Origin of the sequence: Mycobacterium shottsii (assembly GCF_010728525.1) — a bacterium.
GTDB lineage: Bacteria > Actinomycetota > Actinomycetes > Mycobacteriales > Mycobacteriaceae > Mycobacterium > Mycobacterium marinum.
On sequence record NZ_AP022572.1, the window covers coordinates 4,706,268 to 4,723,998 of the forward strand.

Annotated in this window: 14 protein-coding genes and 6 pseudogenes; 8 read left to right on the top strand and 12 right to left on the bottom strand. The window is 64.2% G+C overall.

Annotation, left to right across the window (positions count from 1 at the left end; all coding sequences use genetic code 11):
- Positions 1-379: 379 nt before the first annotated feature.
- A pseudogene (locus tag G6N41_RS21710) lies at positions 380-1,251 on the bottom strand (IS5 family transposase).
- A gap of 82 nt (positions 1,252-1,333) precedes the next feature.
- Here G6N41_RS21710 and G6N41_RS21715 point away from each other — a divergent pair.
- Positions 1,334-2,398 carry a DUF5685 family protein gene (locus G6N41_RS21715; protein WP_231608652.1) on the top strand — a complete coding sequence of 355 codons (1,065 nt, stop codon included), beginning with the start codon at positions 1,334-1,336 and terminating at the stop codon, positions 2,396-2,398.
- 95 nt (positions 2,399-2,493) lie between these two features.
- Entirely contained in the window at positions 2,494-4,086 is a 1,593-nt protein-coding gene (locus G6N41_RS21720; protein WP_198965629.1) for a Na+/H+ antiporter, read from the top strand.
- A 100-nt stretch (positions 4,087-4,186) separates the two neighbouring features.
- Here the strand turns inward: G6N41_RS21720 and G6N41_RS21725 are convergent, their stop codons facing one another.
- The 5 genes from G6N41_RS21725 to G6N41_RS21745 are packed head-to-tail and all read right to left on the bottom strand — an operon-like array spanning position 4,187 to position 5,444.
- The gene (locus G6N41_RS21725) at positions 4,187-4,546 is read right to left on the bottom strand and encodes a transposase (protein WP_198965174.1); all 360 of its coding nucleotides are present in this window, start codon (positions 4,544-4,546) and stop codon (positions 4,187-4,189) included.
- Entirely contained in the window at positions 4,498-4,734 is a 237-nt protein-coding gene (locus G6N41_RS21730; RefSeq protein WP_198965175.1) for a hypothetical protein, read from the bottom strand. The genes G6N41_RS21725 and G6N41_RS21730 overlap by 49 nt, the downstream gene beginning before the upstream one ends.
- A 10-nt stretch (positions 4,735-4,744) precedes the next feature.
- Positions 4,745-4,900 (bottom strand): hypothetical protein, encoded by a 156-nt coding sequence (locus G6N41_RS21735; RefSeq protein ID WP_198965232.1) that lies wholly within the window; start codon positions 4,898-4,900, stop codon positions 4,745-4,747.
- On the bottom strand, positions 4,876-5,157 hold the full coding sequence (locus G6N41_RS21740) for a hypothetical protein (RefSeq protein ID WP_198965176.1): 282 nt from the start codon (positions 5,155-5,157) through the stop codon (positions 4,876-4,878). Before G6N41_RS21740 ends, G6N41_RS21735 begins: the two co-directional genes overlap by 25 nt.
- On the bottom strand, positions 5,133-5,444 hold the full coding sequence (locus G6N41_RS21745) for a hypothetical protein (RefSeq protein WP_198968075.1): 312 nt from the start codon (positions 5,442-5,444) through the stop codon (positions 5,133-5,135). Before G6N41_RS21745 ends, G6N41_RS21740 begins: the two co-directional genes overlap by 25 nt.
- A gap of 142 nt (positions 5,445-5,586) precedes the next feature.
- Between G6N41_RS21745 and G6N41_RS21750 the strand changes: the two are divergent.
- The 4 genes and pseudogenes from G6N41_RS21750 to G6N41_RS21765 form a co-directional block, all read left to right on the top strand.
- Positions 5,587-6,234 (top strand): annotated as a pseudogene (locus G6N41_RS21750) (acyl-CoA-like ligand-binding transcription factor); the annotation flags it as partial.
- Positions 6,230-7,756, top strand: coding sequence for an FAD-dependent monooxygenase (locus G6N41_RS21755; protein WP_198965630.1), 1,527 nt, complete (start codon positions 6,230-6,232; stop codon positions 7,754-7,756). The pseudogene G6N41_RS21750 and the gene G6N41_RS21755, both read left to right, overlap by 5 nt.
- Before the next feature lie 83 nt (positions 7,757-7,839).
- Entirely contained in the window at positions 7,840-8,706 is an 867-nt protein-coding gene (locus G6N41_RS21760; protein ID WP_198965631.1) for a TIGR03619 family F420-dependent LLM class oxidoreductase, read from the top strand.
- Positions 8,703-9,436 (top strand): annotated as a pseudogene (locus G6N41_RS21765) (hypothetical protein). The gene G6N41_RS21760 and the pseudogene G6N41_RS21765 overlap by 4 nt, the downstream one beginning before the upstream one ends.
- On the opposite strand, the gene G6N41_RS21770 reads toward G6N41_RS21765, so the two are convergent.
- A complete protein-coding gene (locus G6N41_RS21770) occupies positions 9,430-9,867 on the bottom strand; it encodes a hypothetical protein (protein WP_231608654.1) in 438 nt (145 codons plus the stop codon). The pseudogene G6N41_RS21765 and the gene G6N41_RS21770 sit on opposite strands and share 7 nt — an antisense overlap.
- An 812-nt stretch (positions 9,868-10,679) precedes the next feature.
- Here G6N41_RS21770 and G6N41_RS21775 point away from each other — a divergent pair.
- Entirely contained in the window at positions 10,680-11,855 is a 1,176-nt protein-coding gene (locus tag G6N41_RS21775; RefSeq protein WP_198965632.1) for a PPE family protein, read from the top strand.
- A 75-nt stretch (positions 11,856-11,930) separates the two neighbouring features.
- Here G6N41_RS21775 and G6N41_RS21780 read toward each other — a convergent pair whose 3' ends face one another.
- The 5 genes and pseudogenes from G6N41_RS21780 to G6N41_RS21800 all read right to left on the bottom strand — a co-directional run bounded on the left by G6N41_RS21780 (position 11,931) and on the right by G6N41_RS21800 (position 16,706).
- Entirely contained in the window at positions 11,931-12,821 is an 891-nt protein-coding gene (locus tag G6N41_RS21780) for a CDP-diacylglycerol diphosphatase (RefSeq protein ID WP_198967969.1), read from the bottom strand.
- 112 nt (positions 12,822-12,933) lie between these two features.
- Positions 12,934-13,491, bottom strand: a complete 558-nt coding sequence (locus tag G6N41_RS21785) for a hypothetical protein (RefSeq protein ID WP_198965633.1) — start codon at positions 13,489-13,491, stop codon at positions 12,934-12,936.
- Between the two features lie 38 nt (positions 13,492-13,529).
- Positions 13,530-13,946, bottom strand: a complete 417-nt coding sequence (locus G6N41_RS21790) for a hypothetical protein (protein ID WP_198965634.1) — start codon at positions 13,944-13,946, stop codon at positions 13,530-13,532.
- Positions 13,947-14,199: 253 nt separating this feature from the next.
- A pseudogene (locus G6N41_RS21795) lies at positions 14,200-14,816 on the bottom strand (IS1380 family transposase); the annotation flags it as partial.
- 774 nt (positions 14,817-15,590) lie between these two features.
- Positions 15,591-16,706, bottom strand: a pseudogene (locus G6N41_RS21800) (IS3 family transposase).
- Between the two features lie 121 nt (positions 16,707-16,827).
- Here G6N41_RS21800 and G6N41_RS30355 point away from each other — a divergent pair.
- Positions 16,828-17,610, top strand: a pseudogene (locus G6N41_RS30355) (PE family protein); the annotation flags it as partial.
- Between the last annotated feature and the right edge of the window lie 121 nt (positions 17,611-17,731).

Consider the following 17,731-nt stretch of genomic DNA (forward strand, 5'->3'; position numbering starts at 1 on the left):
GTGCTCCAAGATCAACCGCGGGATTATCAACGCCCGGAATTGATTTCGCCGCCAATCAGGATCGGCCCACGATCCCACCCTTTGGCTCCGGCGCAGACACCGGCACCTGGGCTAGCGGGGTTTCATCCATCTCTTGGTGTATTGCACTGGCCACAAACAACTTTCGCAGCAATGCGAAAACACCACACGCAAGCCGGCACCGCAAATCGCACCCCGAGTTCTCAGGATGGAGTTCGTGCTGGCCGGCAGCCGTTTCCCAGGGCGGCCAATTCGGGCGCGGCGGGCGCTACGTTTACCCGGACGCACGGCGCCTGCTCCGGTAGCTTCGATCCGTGTTTGGCATCATCCGGCCCTGCCGCCATCGGCTAGGTCCTGTCTGCTAATTGCGGACGCGGTGGTAGGTGATGATGGCGGCCAGGGTGACACCGCTGAGGTAGGTCAGGGCGTATTTGTCGTAGCAGGTGGCGACCGCGCGCCAGTGTTTGAGCCGGTTGAAGCTTCGCTCGACGGTGTTGCGGTGCTTGTAGATTCGGCCTGAGAACCCCGGAGGCCGTCCTCTGTTGCGGCCTTTGGCTTTGCGGCGGGTGATCTGGTCGCTGCGCTCGGGGATGGTATGGGCGATCTTGAGCCGGCGCAGCTGTGCCCGCGTCGAGTCATGGGAGTACGCCTTGTCCGCCAGCAGGCGAAACGGGGCGTATGAGTTGCTGCACCGGGCGGCCAGCAATGGCCAAAGCATCGGATTATCACCGGCTTGACCGGCCGACAGTGCCAGGGTGACCGGACTGCACAGCTGGTCGGTCAAGGCGTGGATCTTGGTAGTCAGCCCGCCGCGGGAACGCCCAATGGCGTGGTCATCGGGCTCATCGAGATATTTCTTGTAATTCGACAGATCCCCTGTGCGGCGCCCGGGCGCGCTCCGGCTGCGTGTTGGTGGGCGCGCACACTGGTCGAATCGACCGACAACAGTGCGCCCAGGTCGGCGTCCTCGGCGTCGAGGTCAGAGGCGATCGCCGCGAAGATCCGCGCGTAGATGCCATCGACCGACCAGCGTAGATGCCTCTCGGCCACCGATTGCCAGGGACCGAAGTGCTCGGGCAGGTCACACCACGGAGATCCCGTACGGTAACGCCAGATAATGCCCTCCAGAGTACGTCGATGATCGTTCCACGGCCGGCCACGCCGCCGCCCCGCAGGCAACACCGCCACGATCAGCGACCACAAATCATCAGAAATCGCATGCGTCCGCATCACCCAAACAGCATCAGCCAAAACACCATTCACATTAAGCAGACACGCCCTAGGCCGAGAACTCACGTCCGCCTGGCGCGCCCAGTTGTGCGGGCTGCGCCTGGCGCTGCGTGACGACTACGGTCAGGCCGCACGGATCGCCACCAACTACGACGGGTTGGTGGTATCCGTACTGGTCGAAGCGCAGTCCATGACGCCTGCGACGCGGCGAACGGCCGGACCTTGCCCGTTGCGCGGGATGCGCCGGGCCGACGTCGCGACCGGCGAATGTGCGCGACTGGCCGCCGTGGTCTCGTTGGCGCTGGCCGCAGCGCGAGTGCGCGACCACATCGAGGACCGAGACGGTGTTGTTGGTGCGACACCGATACGACCCACGGCGCGGCGTATCGCGCAGCGATGGGTCCGCCAGGGCACCGATGCCGGGAGCGCGCTGGGCTTCGACACCAACGTGCTGGTCTCCGCGATGGACCGGCAGGCCGAGCTGGAGGCCAACGCCGTTGCGGGCAGCTCACTGTTACTGGTGACCGAGCCCACCGAGACGGCGGTCGCCGCGGCATTCGAGCACACCGCGGTGTTGGCGCAGCGCCCCGCCAACCAAGCTGCGCTGCGCGAGATCGGCCGCCTCTTCGGACGGATCGCACACCTGCTGGACGCCGTCGCCGACTACCACGACGACCTGGCCCGGGGAAAGTGGAATCCGCTGACCGCGACCGCAACATCCATCGCGGCGGTCCGCCCCCTTTGTGACGACGCGCTGCTGGGTATCGAACTCGCGCTCGCCGACGTGGACTTCACCGACGGAAGGCTGGCCCGACGGCTGTTGACCCGGGAGGTGCGCCTCAGCGTCTCGCGCACGTTCAGCCAGCTCGGATACGCGGGGTACGAAGCGACGCCGCACGGCCGGCAGGAACCGATCAACTTCGGCGCCCAGCCGATGAGCGCCGGCCCCTACCCCGGCCTACCAGGCGAGCCTGCACCCAACCCCGACCAAAGCCCCAAGCGGGGGTGCTGGAATACCTGCACCGAAGACTGCTGCTGTGACTGCACCTGTGACTGTTGCTGCGAGGGCTGCTGCGACGGCGACTGTTGCTGCGATTGCGGAGACTGCTGCGACTGTTGTGACTGCGGAGACTGCTGCGACTGCTCATAGCGCGGCCACCCGCCGATCCGCCTGACCGCTGCGCCGACAGCGATCACCCGCCCGGCGCCTGAGCGAGCACCTGGTGCGTACGCGAGGATGGTCTGGTGTTTGGGCTTGTCGTCATCGTCGCGCTGGTGGCCACCGTGGTCATTGGCACCGTCCTGGGACGCCGCTATCGCGTAGGCCCCCCGGTGCTGCTCATTCTCTTGGGCGCGCTGCTGGGCCTGGTCCCTCGTTTCGGAGATGTCCAGATCGACGGCGAGATCGGCCTGCTGCTGTTCTTGCCCGCGACCCTGTACTGGGAGAGCCTGAACACCAGTTTCCGCGAACTTCGCTGGAATCTGCGCATCGTCATCATGTTCAGCATCGGCCTGGTGATCGCGACCGCGGTGGCCGTGTCGTGGACGGCGCGGGCGCTCGGCATGGAGTCCCACGCCGCCGCGGTCCTCGGTGCGGTGCTCTCCCCCACCGATGCCGCCGCCGTGGCCGGTCTGGCCAAACGCCTGCCGCGCCGGGCCCTGACCGTGTTACGCGGTGAGAGCCTCATCAATGACGGGACTGCACTGGTCCTGTTCGCCGTGACCGTGGCGGTCGCCGAGGGCTCCGCCCAGCTTGGACCGGCCGCCCTGGCCGGCCGGTTCGTGGTGTCCTACCTCGGTGGCATTGTTGCCGGGCTGCTGGTCGGCGGACTGGTGACTATGCTGCGCCGCAAGATAGATGCACCGCTCGAGGAGGGAGCCCTGAGCCTGCTGACGCCGTTCGCGGCGTTCTTGCTCGCCCAATCCATGCACTGCAGCGGTGTCGTCGCCGTGCTGATCTCGGCTTTGGTTCTCACCTACACCGGTCCGCGAGTGATCCGGGCGCGGTCGCGGATGCAATCCTACGCCTTCTGGTACATCACCACTTTCCTCATCAATGGGTCTTTGTGGGTGTTCGTCGGCGTTCAGATCCCCGGTGCGATAGACCACATCTCCAATGTCGACGGCGGACTTCGGCGCGCCACGTTCATCGCACTCGCTGTCACCGGCGTGATCATCGCGACCCGAATCGTCTGGGTGGAGGTGACCACCGTGTTGGGGGTCGCGCTGGACCGCTTTCTGAAAAAGGACACCCGCCACGTCGGCTTTCGGCAGCGCTGCATCACCAGCTGGGCTGGATTCCGTGGTGCGGTGTCACTTGCCGCGGCGCTGGCGGTTCCCATGACCACCCACAGTGGTGCCCCATTCCCGGACCGAAACCTCATCATCTTCGTGGTATCCGTCGTCATATTGGTGACCGTGCTGGTCCAGGGCAGCTCGCTGCCCGCGGTGGTCCGGTGGGCCCGGGTCCCCGGGGACATCGCGCACGCCGACGAAGTTCAACTGGCCCGAACCCGCAGCGCCGAAGCCGCCCTCGCCGTCCTGCCGGACGTCGCAAGCGAGCTCGGGGTGGGTCCGCACCTGTTGAAACGGCTGACCAAGGAATACCAGGAGCGCGCCACGATCATCCGGGAGAACGGCGACGATTCCGCGCCCAGCGACCTGGCCCAGCGCACCGATCTGGTCCGACGGGTGCGTCTTGGGGTGCTCGAACATCAACGCCACGCCATCACGGCGCTGCGCAACCAGAACCTCATCGACGACATCATGTTACGCGAGGTGCAAGCCGACATGGACTTGGAAGAGGTCCAGCTACTCGACCCCGTCGAACATGATTGACGGTAGATAATTTCCCGTCAGGCAATTCGTGATGCATCAAGTCAAGATGCCTGCGAAACCTGGTTCATGCATCACGTAAGGAATGCCCGCGAAATCGGGGTCAGGTGGTGGTCTTGCTTTTGATGCGGATGCCGGCTTTGAGGGCGGGTAGAGCGGCGGGTATGGCGGCGAGGTAGAGCTGTTCGGTCTTGTCTTTGGCGAGTCTGAGCAGGGCGGCTTGCAGGTCGGCGATCTGGTGGGCGATCGCGGCGGGGTTGAGGCTGTTGCGGTAGGTGAGCAGCTCTGTTTGTTGGGCCGCTGAGAGGACTCCGGCGGCCAGCAGCCGGTCCAGGGGGGTCTGGGGCTTGTCGTAGAGCCGGCGGCGGTGACCGTCGCGGCTGCAGCCGTAGCTGATGGGTTTGATGGTGGGGGTCAGGTAGTTGAGCCGGTCGTTGACCAGGTGCCACAGCCGGTTGAGCACGGCGCGTTCTTCGTCGGTGTCGTAGCGGTAGTAGACCCGTAGCGACGCACGAGGTGGTTGTTTTTGGACTCGATGGTGGCCTGGTCGTTCTTCTTGTAGGGCCGTGAGCGGGTGAAGAAGATCTCCATGTCCGCGGCCCACTTGATGACCGCCTTATTGAGGAATTCGGTGCCGTTGTCGAAGTCCAAACCCGTTACCTTATAGGGATTTTAGTAATTCCGGTTTTGAGGGCGCCCAGGATGTGGGGTGGGCGTTGTTGCGCACCGTGCGGGTGAACACCCAGCCGATGTGCATGTCGGTGAGGTTGACCGTGCGGGCGAACTCACCTTTCAGTGTCGGGCCGCAGTGCGCCACGGTGTCGCCTTCGAAGAACCCCGGAGATTCTTCGGCCTCATCGCCTGCTTTGCAGATGGTGATCGAGGACCGCAGCAGCGGGAGGGTTTCGTCGTCGACACACCCGAGATCTGGTCGCGGGCCTTGGCGCCGCGCAGGTAGCGGTCGATCGTGGCGCTGCTCATCGCCAACAGCTCGGCACGCACCGCCGGGCCGTAACGGTCACGGCCGTCCACCAGTTCGCCGTGGCGTTCTAGAGCATCCAACTGAAGTGCCATGGAAGCGGCCAGGTACCGGCCGCACTGCCCGCCTGAGGCCGCCCACACCTTCTGCAACACCTTGAGCGCATCCTAGAGTACTTCGGATTGCGTTGCCGGCGAGTCCGTTTGGCGACCTGCCGACCCGCTCCCGGCGGCGCGGCCGCCGCCCTCAACCGCCGCCTGGCGTTGTCACGCGACCAGCCGGTGACCGCCACCACCTGATCCAGAATCTGCCCCTTGCCCGCCTTCGGCGCCCCCACATACGCCCTGTCGAACTTCGCGGTGATCTCGGCCCGAGACGACATCGACAGCCCACTTCCCATGCCTGCCAAGGATCGACCGTTTCGCGGGCATTTTTACGTGATCCACCGAGGACGCTTCACGGGCATTTCTCGTGATGCTTGCCGCAATTTTGCCCGATAGGCAATTATCTACTATGGTCTTGCCGTGCCTGCCGATCACCCGCCGACAGGTCTGCGCCAGCGCAAGAAGGCCGACACCAGACGGGCGCTCAGCGACGCAGCACTGGCCCTGGCATTCGAACGTTGGCTCGACAACGTCACCCGCCAAGACATCGCCAATGTGGCCGGGGTGTCGCTACGCACCTTCAATAATTACTTCACAGGCAAGTACGAGGCGCTGGCCTACCGGCAAACCGAACGCATGCGACGTAGCATCGCGGCGCTGCGAGGGCGCCCCGCCGGCGAACCGCTCTGGACCGCGATCGCGCACGCCGTACTGGAACCGCTGCAGGCCGACCTCCACGAAGCCACGGCGGACGAGGACCGACTGCCAAGCCGTGGCGAGCTTGCCGAAGTCCGAAAATTGCTCATGAACCCGCAAATTCGCGAAGCGGCCTCACGCGAGCTGTTGGAGGATTGGCGCGACGCAATCGCCGAACGCACCGGCACCGACCCCGAGAACGACATGTATCCAAGGTTGGTGGTAGCAGTGGTGCGCGCGGTCGGTGACGCGGCAATGGATACTTACGCGACGGCCGATCCACCAGTGGCCATCACCGAGTTGATCCGGACGGGTGTCGCCTCCGTAGCCGCCGGACTGCCCGAACCCGCCAAACCGGGGGAACAACGTGGTCGACGTGGCGGCCGATGTCGTGATCTCCGGCGCCGGACCAAACGGGCTGATGCTGGCCTGCGAACTCGCGTTGGCCGGCATCCGGCCCGTGGTACTCGACAAGCTATCCGGACCCAGTGCCGAACCAAAGGCCAATGGTCTTGTTGGGCAGGTTGTCCGGATGCTGGACATGCGGGGCCTCTATCAGAGTTTCAGCGGCGATGACGGTCCACCACAACCGGCGCACGGCTGGATGTTCGCCGCCATGCCGCTGAGCTTCCTGGGCCTCAACGACAATTCCCTCTACACAATGCTGATGCCACAGCCCAGACTGGTGCGACTGCTAGAACAGCGGGCTAGCGCTCTTGGTGTGGACCTACGTTGGGGAGATGAACTCACCGGGTTTCGCTGCGACTCGCAATCCGTTGTGGCGGAGGTGTCCTCACCACAGCGCAGCTACCAAATCAGCTCCCGGTACCTGATTGGCGCCGACGGAGGCCGCAGCCTGGTGCGAAAGACGCTGGGCATCGAGTTCCCCGGATGCACCTCAGCCACCGTCGGCAGGCTGGCGCATGTGCAGCTTCCCGACGAGTTCCGCACCGCGGACCGCGCTGTCGAGATTCCAGAATTCGGTCGGCTTCCATTCGGGCACAGCCGTTTCGACCGGGGCGGGGTGATCTTTGCCGAGTTTGAACCGGGCCGGTCCATGCTGGGGACCATCGAGTTCGTCCCCCCCGTCGAGGAGCGGCCGATGCCGTTGGCCGAACTGCGCGAGAGCTTGCAGCGGGTGCTTGGGGTCGATATCCCCCTGAAAAGGCCCAAAGGCCCCGGGCCCCACGCCCTGCGCCGCATCAACGGACAGAACACTCGACACGCGGAGCGATATCGTCACGGGCGGGTATTACTGCTAGGCGGCGCCGCTCACGTGCACAGCCCGATGGGCGGACCCGGCCTGAACCTGGGTCTACAGGACACATTCAACCTGGGATGGAAACTCGCCGCCGAGCTCAACGGCTGGGCCCCGGATGGTTTGCTCGACACCTACGAGTCCGAGCGTCACCCGGTGGGCGCTCGAGTCATGATGCATTCACTGGCCCAGACCGCGCTGATGGCCCCCGGGCCCGAGGTCGGCGCCCTGCGAGAGCTATTTGGCGAGCTGCTCACCATTCCCGAAGTCACCAAACAGATGGGGGCGCTTCTGGCCGGGTCGGACTTCATCTACCCCGTCGGCGACGAGCACCCGCTGTCCGGGCGGCTGGTTCCCGTACTGACCACCGATGATGGACGGCGTATCGATGAGCTGATGCATGGTGCTCGTCCGCTGCTGATTGACCTCGCAGACGGTGACGCCGCGGCTGCGGCACAGGGCTGGGCCGATCGCGTCGAGATTGTGCACGCCTCGATCGCCGATCGTCCGGCCGCCGCGATTCTGATCCGGCCCGACGGCTATGTCGCCTGGGCAGCAAACACATTCGACACCGGGGCCCGAGGCAGTCTGCGGGATGCGTTACAACGCTGGTTCGGCTCGCGTCTGGGCGGCTGACCTCCGCGCAGCGACGGCGCTCGCCGAGACCGAGCCGCCAGGGACGATCCCGCCCATCCAAGAGGTTGTTAGCATCAATCGCGATGAGCGCCGCAGCCGCGAAGCTGTCCATTGCCACACCGGTGGTCACACTGCTACCTGGGGTCAGCGCCCCCTGGGAGAAGACCGCCTCGATCGAAGACCTGACCCAGATCGCCGAAACCGCAGACAGGTTGGGATATCACCACCTGACCTGCAGTGAGCACATCGCGCTGCCAGCCGCGGAGAAACAGCGCCGCGGGACACGCTACTGGGATCCGCTGGCGACGTTGGGTTACCTCGCCGCTCGCACCCAGCGAATCCGGTTGGCTACCAACGTCCTGGTGCTCGGCTATCACCACCCGCTCGAGATCGCCAAGCGCTACGGCACCTTGGACACGGTCAGCAGCGGTAGGCTCATCCTCGGCGTCGGCGTCGGCAGCCTCATAGAAGAATTTGACCTCATCGGTGCGCCGTTTGAAAACCGGGGCGCGCGAGCTGACGACGCGTTGCGCGCGCTGCGCACCGCATTGTCGGTACCCGAACCCCGATACCACGGCGAGTTCTATTCGTTTCGCGACATGGTGGTCGACCCGTGTGCCGTCCAGAAGCGGCTTCCCATCTGGGTGGGAGGGCGCACCCTGCGGTCGTTGCGGCGAGCCACGAGCCTCGCCGAAGGGTGGGTCCCCTTCGGAATCACCCTGGGCGAGGCTCGGGACTGGCTGAGCCGCTTCGATATTGGATCGGGATTCGAAGTCGTGCTCAGTTCGCCTGAGCCGTTGAACCCGATCGGCGAACCGGAAAGAACCCGGCACCTCCTCGCCGACCTCGCCGCGCACGGCGCCACCACCATCTGCGCCACGTTCGCGCACTCCTCGCGGCAGCAGTACCTGGATAACCTGCACGCGCTGGCCGAGCTCGATTCACCGTGATCCGCACCTCCGCAGGGATATTCAGCCTGACCGCAGCGGCGCCGCCCGATGATGACGGCAGCTATCTGCGCTGGCATCTGCTCCATCACATGCCCGAGCAATACCAGCTCCCCGGCATCGTGCACGGCCTGCGCTGGATCGCCGATGGCGACTACCTCAGCTCACGACTGGCCGCTCGTGGACCGCTGGGCGAGATTGGCAATGCCGTGCACTACCTCGTCGGTGAACCCGCGCGGCAGACCTTCGACGACTTTGTGGCACTGGGACGCACGCTGACAGACACTGGCCGCTTCCCCGTCAAGCGACCGCTATTGCGGGTGAGCGGTCTGCGCTTGCTGCATTGGCACTCCGCACCGAGCGCGCTTATCTCTGCGGAGGTCGTGCCGTTTCGGCCACACCGCGGGATCGTGCTGATCGTCGAGGAACCTACTGACACCTGCCCCGATACGTGGCTGCGATGGCTGCACGCCGAACACTACCCGGCGCTGCTGGCCAGCCCCGGCGTTGCGGGGGCTTGGACGTTCGGCTCGAGCACCGCGTGCAATCCGTTGCCACGCGGCTGGTACCCCGGCCCGCAATACATCACCGTCGTGTACCTCGACGGGGATCCGTTGACCGCTACCACGCGCTGGCGCCGATCGCCGAAGAGCGCTGGCGATCAGGAGCGGTGCAGCCGATGTTCGCCGGACCGATGCGTACGATGGTGACCTGGGAGGCCTGGCCTCAATAGCCAAACGCAGCCCACGTGCCAGGCGGGTAGGGCGGGACTTTGCCGGAGAACACCGCGTCGGTCAAGGCGCAGAGCAGGTCAGAGACTGTTCCGGCATTTGCCAAAGTGCTGATCGGGGCACCCGATTCAACGTGTGCCACCACCGCCTGCCAGAAATAGCCGAGACCTCCGTGCTCGTACCAGACAAACCAGTCGGCGTCGCGGTGGCCGGCCCGAATCAATCGACGGAAGGGCAGAGCGGGGTCCTCGACCGAATCTGTGTTGTTGAACGGCTCTCCGATATCGGCGATAGGCGGAAGCATTTGCAGCAGAGCGGGCGGCAATTCCCTCATGCTGTGCACTTCCTGTACGGATGTTGTCAATGTGCACTGCGTGTTGGGTACCGCCTTGACCACCGGAGCAGTGAGCAACGACAGCACGACGTTGCTCAAGGCCCAGGCCGCAAGAACTCGTCTTTTGTCGAACCACCGGGCCGCCACCTTATTCGCCTACTTTCTGGTGCGCCACCAGGGCTTTCACCCAGTTGGACTGTGACCAATGTCTCGCATCGAGCCCCGTGCAACGATGTTATACGCTGCAGCGGTTCAGATTTCCCGGGGAGACCAAAAGACGCGGGCGTCAAATCATGCTCATTTGTCAACTATGTGGGCATGAGTTCCAGCTATCGACGGAAAGTGCCAGCCGTGTACACAGTTTTGACACAGCTCTGAACTATTCTGGAATGGAGCTTTACGATAGGACTCAGATGAGCCCGTGCGCAGAGACTCAGCTGAGCAGAGTAGGACACCATCCCCCGTTTTACCCCGCCCCGTTTTCCAGCTGATCCGTTGACGATAGCGACGTCAACGGCAAGCTCCGACCCCCTTCAACGGTTGACAATGACAAGTTGACAATGGCAACATACTGTTAGACGACCGCGCACACGATATTCCGTGAGCTGATGCGCCGCCGACGGCGTTCCCACCAGCGCGACCGCCGATTCATCGGTCTCATTCATTTCACCTTCGGGGAAAATGCGATGAACGGGATGCCTGCGCGGTCAATACCCCCGACGCTTCACACAACGCCATACCCGCCAAGCACGAGCCAGTAGACCCATCGGTCACCTGAATCGAAGTCGAACACCCCGCAAACCCGGCGCCGGTCACTGTACCCGGACTGATCACGTCCGGCGCCGACTCATCTGCAACCACCGGTGCCACAGCCGTCACCAGGTCCATTCACGAGGCATGGAGCATTGTTCATGAGCTTTATGATGTTGCCGCCAGAGATCAACTCGACCCGGATGTACTCGGGTCCGGGCTCGGCCTCGCTAAGGGCCGCGTCAGCAAGCTGGAACAGCGTGTCAGTCGGATTGCATTCCGCCGCCGAGTCTTACCGGGCCATGGTCGCAGACCTGACCAGCTTGCAATGGCTGGGTCCGTCTTCGGCCGCAATGATCGCCTCGGTGCTGCCCTATGTGGGTTGGCTAGAGGCCACTGCCGTCCAGGCGGGGCACTCGGCCATGCAGGCCTCGGCCGCGGCCGCGGCCTACGAGCAGGCGTTCGCGATGACGGTGCCGCCGCCGGCCATCGCCGTCAACCGCGCCGAACTCGCCGCACTGATCGCCACGAACTTCTTCGGCCAAAACACCGCGGCAATCGCGGCCAACGAAGCCGAATACGCCGAGATGTGGGCCACCGACGCCACCGCGATGACCAGCTACTCCACCACCTCGGCCGCCGCAAGAGCGTTGACCCCCTTCACTTCCCCGCACCAGAGCACCAACCCCGCCGGCCTGGGCGCGCAAAGCGCCGCAGTGGCCAACTCCACCGCAAACGTGGCCGCTGACAGCGGCAACTGGCTAGGAAATCTGATCGACGCCATAGGTGTCGCGCTCCTACCGATCGCACCCGAACTCTCAGCAATCCTGATACCGCTGGGAGAGCTGATCAACATGATCCCCTTCCCATCCTTCCTTGCCGACGACTTCACCATCCTCGACGGCCTGCTGGCGTTCTACGCGACGATCGGTTCGATGCAGAACATCCAGTCGATGGGCAGTGGAATCATCGGCACCGACGACACGCTGGGCCTCATCCCCCACGCCGCCGCGGCCGCCGCCGACGCCCCCAACGCGCTCGCCGCACTCGGTGGTGAGCCCGGGCTGGGCGCCGAACTGGGCCCGATCGCAGCAGAGCTGACCAGTGGCAACAGAATTGGCCAAATGTCGGTCCCGCCCAGCTGGACCGAGCCGAAGGTCACCACCATCAAAGCGCTGCAGGCCACCCCGCTGACCACCCTGCCCACCGACGAGGTTCCCGCATCCGGCATCCCCGGAATGCCCGGAATGGCAATGACCGGAACAGGCCGCGGCGGCGTCGCACCCCGATACGGAGTGCGACTGACCGTGATGCCCCGCCCATTCTCCGGCGGATAACCAGGCCGGAACCGGGCCCGTCCGGCAATTCACCGCGCCCAGGGCCGCGTCCGAAAAGCCAACTGCGCCCTTGCGCTAGCGCAAGGGTTTGGCGACCGAGCAGTCGTGGTCCTGCAGGGCCTCTGCGGCAACCGGATCTTCGTCAGTTCCCTCAACTACCAGCAGTAGGAACCGATCCGGCGCCACGTTGGCGAGCGCGACCGAGGCGTTTTCCATCTTCTTGCCATCGGCGGCCACCTTATCGTGAATGTCGCGGAATAGGTTCTTGGACTTGAGGGTGTCCGTGTTCACCGCCAAGACGTGATAACTATGGCCACCCAAATCGACCGGGAGCTGCTTCCAGTGAACGTAGTCAGCTGCGTTGACCTCCTTCAACGTGGCCAATGTCGCTGGTGACGAACACGATATGTGAATGTGCAGCTGATCTTGGCTGCGTGCATTCTTTGCATTGATCGTGAGCACCAGATGGGACTCCGGAAGCGCGTTGTACAGCCGAGCAGTCACCGCGAATCGATCGGCCCAGGCCTCATAGAGGTACTTGCCAGTCGACGGCTCCTGCAGGGCCCGATCGTCGATTCCACTGACCCGGGCCAGTGGTAGCAACAGGAACTGATATGGGTCACCGTCGGCCTTGTACAAGGAGATGCCAGAGCTTTCGTCCACCAGCGTGCAGGGGGCGTAAGCACCCGTACGGTGATAGTCACGCTCGCACCGGTCGTGCACAATCTTCCAAAGTTGATCCCGGTCGGCCGGTGGCCGGGTAGCCGGTGTTACCGCTCCTCGCGCACCAGCCAGCGTCCCCACCACGGCCGCCACCAGAGCCACCACCAACACACCACGATGCGCGAGCCCGGCAACCGCTTTGGACAACTTCAGCCTGCAGACTCCAACGGTTAGCCGAAGGGCATCCAGCCGCGTTCGTGCTGCGCTCTGCACAAAATCCGCCTCATTGTCCGCGCGATTCACTGTCCCTGAACGTTTTTCGCCCATCCCGACCATCTATAGCACAAGATCGTGTGGCCGAAGAGAGACGGGTTCGCCGTGATTCGATCTGGTCACCGCCGCACCTGCGGGGTTGCTAAAACCGTTCGACAACCAGTTGCGCGAACGCGTGATCGGTCGAACTCTGGCCGTCCGGGGTCTTGATGTCGGGATCGTAGATCTCCAGCTTGATCCCATCGACCTTGATGCCATTTTGATGGCCGAAGTAATAGTTAGTCGTCTTGCGGACCGTGAGGATCCCGTTGATGATGCTCTTTTGGGCATACAGGGGGTCTTGCAGGGACCCGAGAATCTCGGCCTTCTTCTCGTCGGCATTCCAGAAGAACGCGTATCCGGGCGCTGAGTAGGTGGCAGCCTGCTGCTGTGGTGTCAGTTGAAACCCGAACAGGGTCAGCGACCAACCATCAATGCGGTAGGTACCCGGCTGTAACGTCAGCCGGCCATTCGACTTGTCATACTTGATGTAACCGTGCGCGTCCATGTTCACGTCATTGAATACGCGGACATTCATACCCGGTTTCATCGGCATGTTACTCAGGCCTCGTTCGGTGAATGCACCCCAAAGGCGTGGCTCCGGCGGCGCACCCACACAGCCCGTGAGGGCCAGCGCCAGCACACCAACCAGTAGCGACAACCGGTACCCTATCTTAGGTTTCTGCTGTTACCCGCGCTTCACAGCAACGGCCGACGTTCGATCGCGGCTGACACCTGCTCGGTCATCCAATAGCTAACCGCCATCGACCGGTCCCCACTCGGAAAGCCGATGCCTTCAAAAACGACTTCGCCAACCGCCGCCGGCAGGCTGACATTTTGCCGCCGGTGCCGCCAGGTCAACCGATAGGTGGCTCCACTCCGTTGTATTCGCAGATCGAGATCACCGGTTAAATCACCGGCGGCATCCAAATATTGGGCCCGGTAATCGCCGGGAAAACCATTGGAAGTGTCGCCTCGCGCGCAGCCGACACCGATCGCACCGCCGGACTTCATCGCCGCCGTCGAGAGATACCGTGCATTGATCACGCCGTCTTGCTCATTGCTAATGTGATATTCGCCAACGCCGATTACCCGGGTACTGATCATGTGCAGCATGGTAAGCCCGTGGCGGATGGCTTCGCCTAAGCGTCGGTCCACCGAGCTTATGTCGGCCTGAGGTTGGATTCGGTTGTGTACCTTGAAACCGGGCATGTGCCTTGGTGTGGGCGTGAGCGGTCGCCCTACCTCGGTATCGGGTTGTTCCTGTTGGTCTTTCGTGTCGAGGGGCGGCTGAGGGCGAGGTGTGAGCCGATGAGTGGTTGATGTCGCCGGCACAGGCTGTTCCAGTCTGTGCCCAGGGTCAGTCCCATGGTAGGTGCAACCCTAGCCGTCGGGCCGACGACGCGATGCGTGCCGGCACGGGTGATGAGCGTGCGGCGGATGGTCGCGGTGCGCGACTTGGCCAGCACTGGCCCGGTGAGGGCGGCCGCGGCCCGGGCGGGGTTGAACGCGATGACGGCCAGCACCAGTCAGGCGGCGTTGGCGTTGGAGCGTCCCGAAAGCAGATGAGCCAGGGCGCAGTCTTTGAAGTCGCCATAGACCTGCTCGATGATGGCGCGCCCAGTGGATCTTGTCGGCGGTCACGGCATCGGCATCGGTGGTGGTGGTGGTGAAAATCGCGTAGAAGCGCCACACGTCGAACAGAGTCGCCTGCCGGTGGCCCTGAGTGGTGTTGAGATCGGGGATGCGGCGCACCACCAGTCGACCTGCGATCTGCTCGGCGGCTTTGCGGGAACTGAAGGCGCTGAATCCTATCTCGGCGACCTCGGCCCGCGACATCCGCTGACCGGTGGTTTCGTCGTAGATGGCGTCGGTGTATTCGATCGCGGTCCAGCCATCGTCGCAGATGTCGGCGATTGCGACCTTGACCTTCGGGTTCAGCCGCACGGTGACCGCCACATCGGCGCCGCAACGGATGGCTGCCGCGCTCCAACAACATATTTCGCGGGTTGCCAGTCCGGGGAGGGTCGCACCAGTTCCCACCGTCACTATCCGAGCGTTCCGAGCCCCATACGCCGGGAGTCGCTCAGCGCCTGAACATTCAGATCTTCAGCGCCTTCCAAAGCCTTCGACCTGATTTCGGGGCTCGGCACTCCCTGCGCCGTCCCAGGCGGACGGACCTCTAAAGACGCCGCAGGCTTCGTGTCATGGTGCGGATCGCTAAGTCGCTCCCCCTTCAAGAGCTTTCGACACCGGGCTTCGGGCCGATCCGTTTCCAGACCGAGCCGCCAGTCTGCTGCCGGGCCTCCTGACAGCTACCTGAACGGGACTCCCGCCGGCAAGCGACGATCAGCTTACGACAACAGACGACTTACATAGTCACCTCCGGCCTGCTGGTCGCGCAAAAACTCGAGGCTAATGCCGGATCGCTTCGCCGTGCCCGGTCATCTTCGATTCACATACCAGCCAGTGGTTGCGCGCCAGCCAATAGTTGCGCGCGCAGATCATCGAGCTGGGCTAGTGGTGTTGAATGCGATGCTGGTTGCTTCGTGGGTTGGTTGGTATGTGTCGGACCCGCTGGCAAGGGGCGTTTGGTGTTTGCGTGCTGATTGGGGCCCGCCGGTTTCGGGTTGCTCGGGTTTGAATTGAAATGTCACTAAATCCGGTGATGGGTTGACCTCTTCGTTGATAGTCTCCGATTACTCCTGTTGCCGATGCTGGCCTGACCCCGTGAACTGGTCCGCGGCGAACGAGAGTCATTCATCGGTGGGTACAGGCGGCAGCATAGCGGGCAGGCGGTAGGTAGCCCAGCGATGAATGCCGCCGATGATGGTTGTACTCGTGCTTCCAGTCGCCGATGACGACACGGGCCTGGGCCAGTGACCAGAAGCTATTGATGTTGAGGCACTCGTCGCGGATGCGGGAGTTGAACGACTCGACATAGCCGTTGCGCCATGGCTCGCCGGGCGGGATGAAGTGGAGTCCGACCTGGCCCTCGGCCCAGTCTGCCATTGCGCTGCAAGCCAATTCGGGTCCGTTGTCACACCGCAGCACCGCGGGTAAGGCCCGCGCCCGGCGGCTATGCGGCCCAACTCCTCGGTGAGGTGATCACCGGTGATGCTGCGCTCGACCATACCGCCGAGGCATTGGCGGGTGTGCTCGTCGATGATCGACACGATCTTGATCGGCCGCCCATCGGTGGTCACGTCGAACTGGAAGTCCACCGCCCACACCCGATCGGGTGCATCGGCGACTACCTCTGGCGGGGCGGTGGAGGTGCCGTGCCGTTTGCACTTGCGACGCTGCGGGACCCGCAGTCCTTCCTCACGCCAAAGCCGTTGCACCTTCTTATGGTTCACTTCCCAGCCTTCGCCGCGGGCATCGTGGTAGGCCGGTCGGAACCCGCGACGAGGATGCTTGTTGGCGTAGTCGCGTAGCCACTCCCTCAGAGCGGCGTCCGGATCGGCCGGCGTGCCCGCAACCGGTTCGTGGCGTTGGGTGGCGCGGTGCTGCCCGGTGACGCGGCAGGCAAACCGCTCGCTGACCCCCAGCACGCGCTGGAGATGACGAACGGCCGCCCGCCGGCGCTCCGGGCCTAAAAGTTTCCCGGGCGATCTCCCACAGCGCGTCCTTCTCCAACTCGGCATCGGCCAACAACCTTTTGAGTGCGACGTTCTCGCGTTCGAGGTCCTTGAGCCGTTTAGCGTCCTCGGCCTTCAGGCCGCCGAACTGGTTGCGCCACCGGTGGTAGGTAGCCTCAGAGACCCCCAGCTCGCGGCAGACCGCCGCGGTGTCCTTGCACTCGGCCAACAGCCCGTCCGCGGTCATCAGCTTGCGCACAATCTGCTCCGGACTGTGCCGTTTCCTCGTCGCCATGATCTTGTCGAGCCTTCCTGCCCACAACGTGGGCCACAAGACTCTCACAAGCCGTGGATCAACCGATCGGGGTCAGGCCAGAAGCCTTTGCTGGCCGGGTCCAGCCTGGTGAAAGGGTGTGATGGAGGTGTTGGTGGCGCCGGAGTTCGTGGTAGCGGCCGCGGGTGAGGTGGCAGCGTTGGGTGCGACGCTGGATGAGGCCAATGCTGCGGTTGCGGCGCAGACGACGGAGATTGCGGCTGCCGCTGGTGATGAGGTGTCGGTAGGGATTGCGGCGTTGTTTTCGGCGCATGCACAGGCATATCAGAACCTGAGTGTGCAGGTTGGAGCGTTTCATCGGAAGTTTACGCAGGCGCTGGAGGGGGCCGGGGGTGCGTATGCGGCCGCGGAAGCCGCCAATGCGGGGCCGCTGCAGCAGCTATTGGCGGTGATCAATGCCCAAAGTGTGGCGTTGACGGAGCGACCGTTGATCGGTAACGGGGCTAGCGGGGCACCGGGTAGCGGGGCTGATGGTGGTGCTGGGGGCTGGTTGCTCGGTAACGGTGGGGCCGGCGGGTCGGGCGCGCCGGGGCAGCGCGGGGGTAATGGTGGGGCGGCAGGGTTGTTGGGTGTCGGTGGCGCCGGTGGGGCTGGGGGCGGGTCGACATCGGGTAATGGTGGGGCTGGCGGTGTCGGGGGCGCTGTAGGTTGGTTGTGGGGTAATGGTGGCGTGGGTGGCGCTGGCGGGTTGTTCGGTGCGGGCGGGCACGGCGGGGTCGGCGGGAGCAACTCTATCTTTGCCACTGGTGGCATTGGTGGCGCTGGTGGTGCTGGAGGGTCCGGGGGGCCGCTGGCCGGGTTTTTCGGCGCCGGTGGCGGCGACGGCGGCACCGGAGGGTTGGGAAGCGCAGCAGGGGGTGCTGGTGGGGCCGGCGGCAATGCCGGGTTGCTCGGTGGGCCGGGCGGGTCCGGCGGTGCCGGTGGCTATAGCGGTCTTGCAGGGGGGACCGGCGGTCATGCCGGCGGGCTGCTCGGCGTTCCCGGAT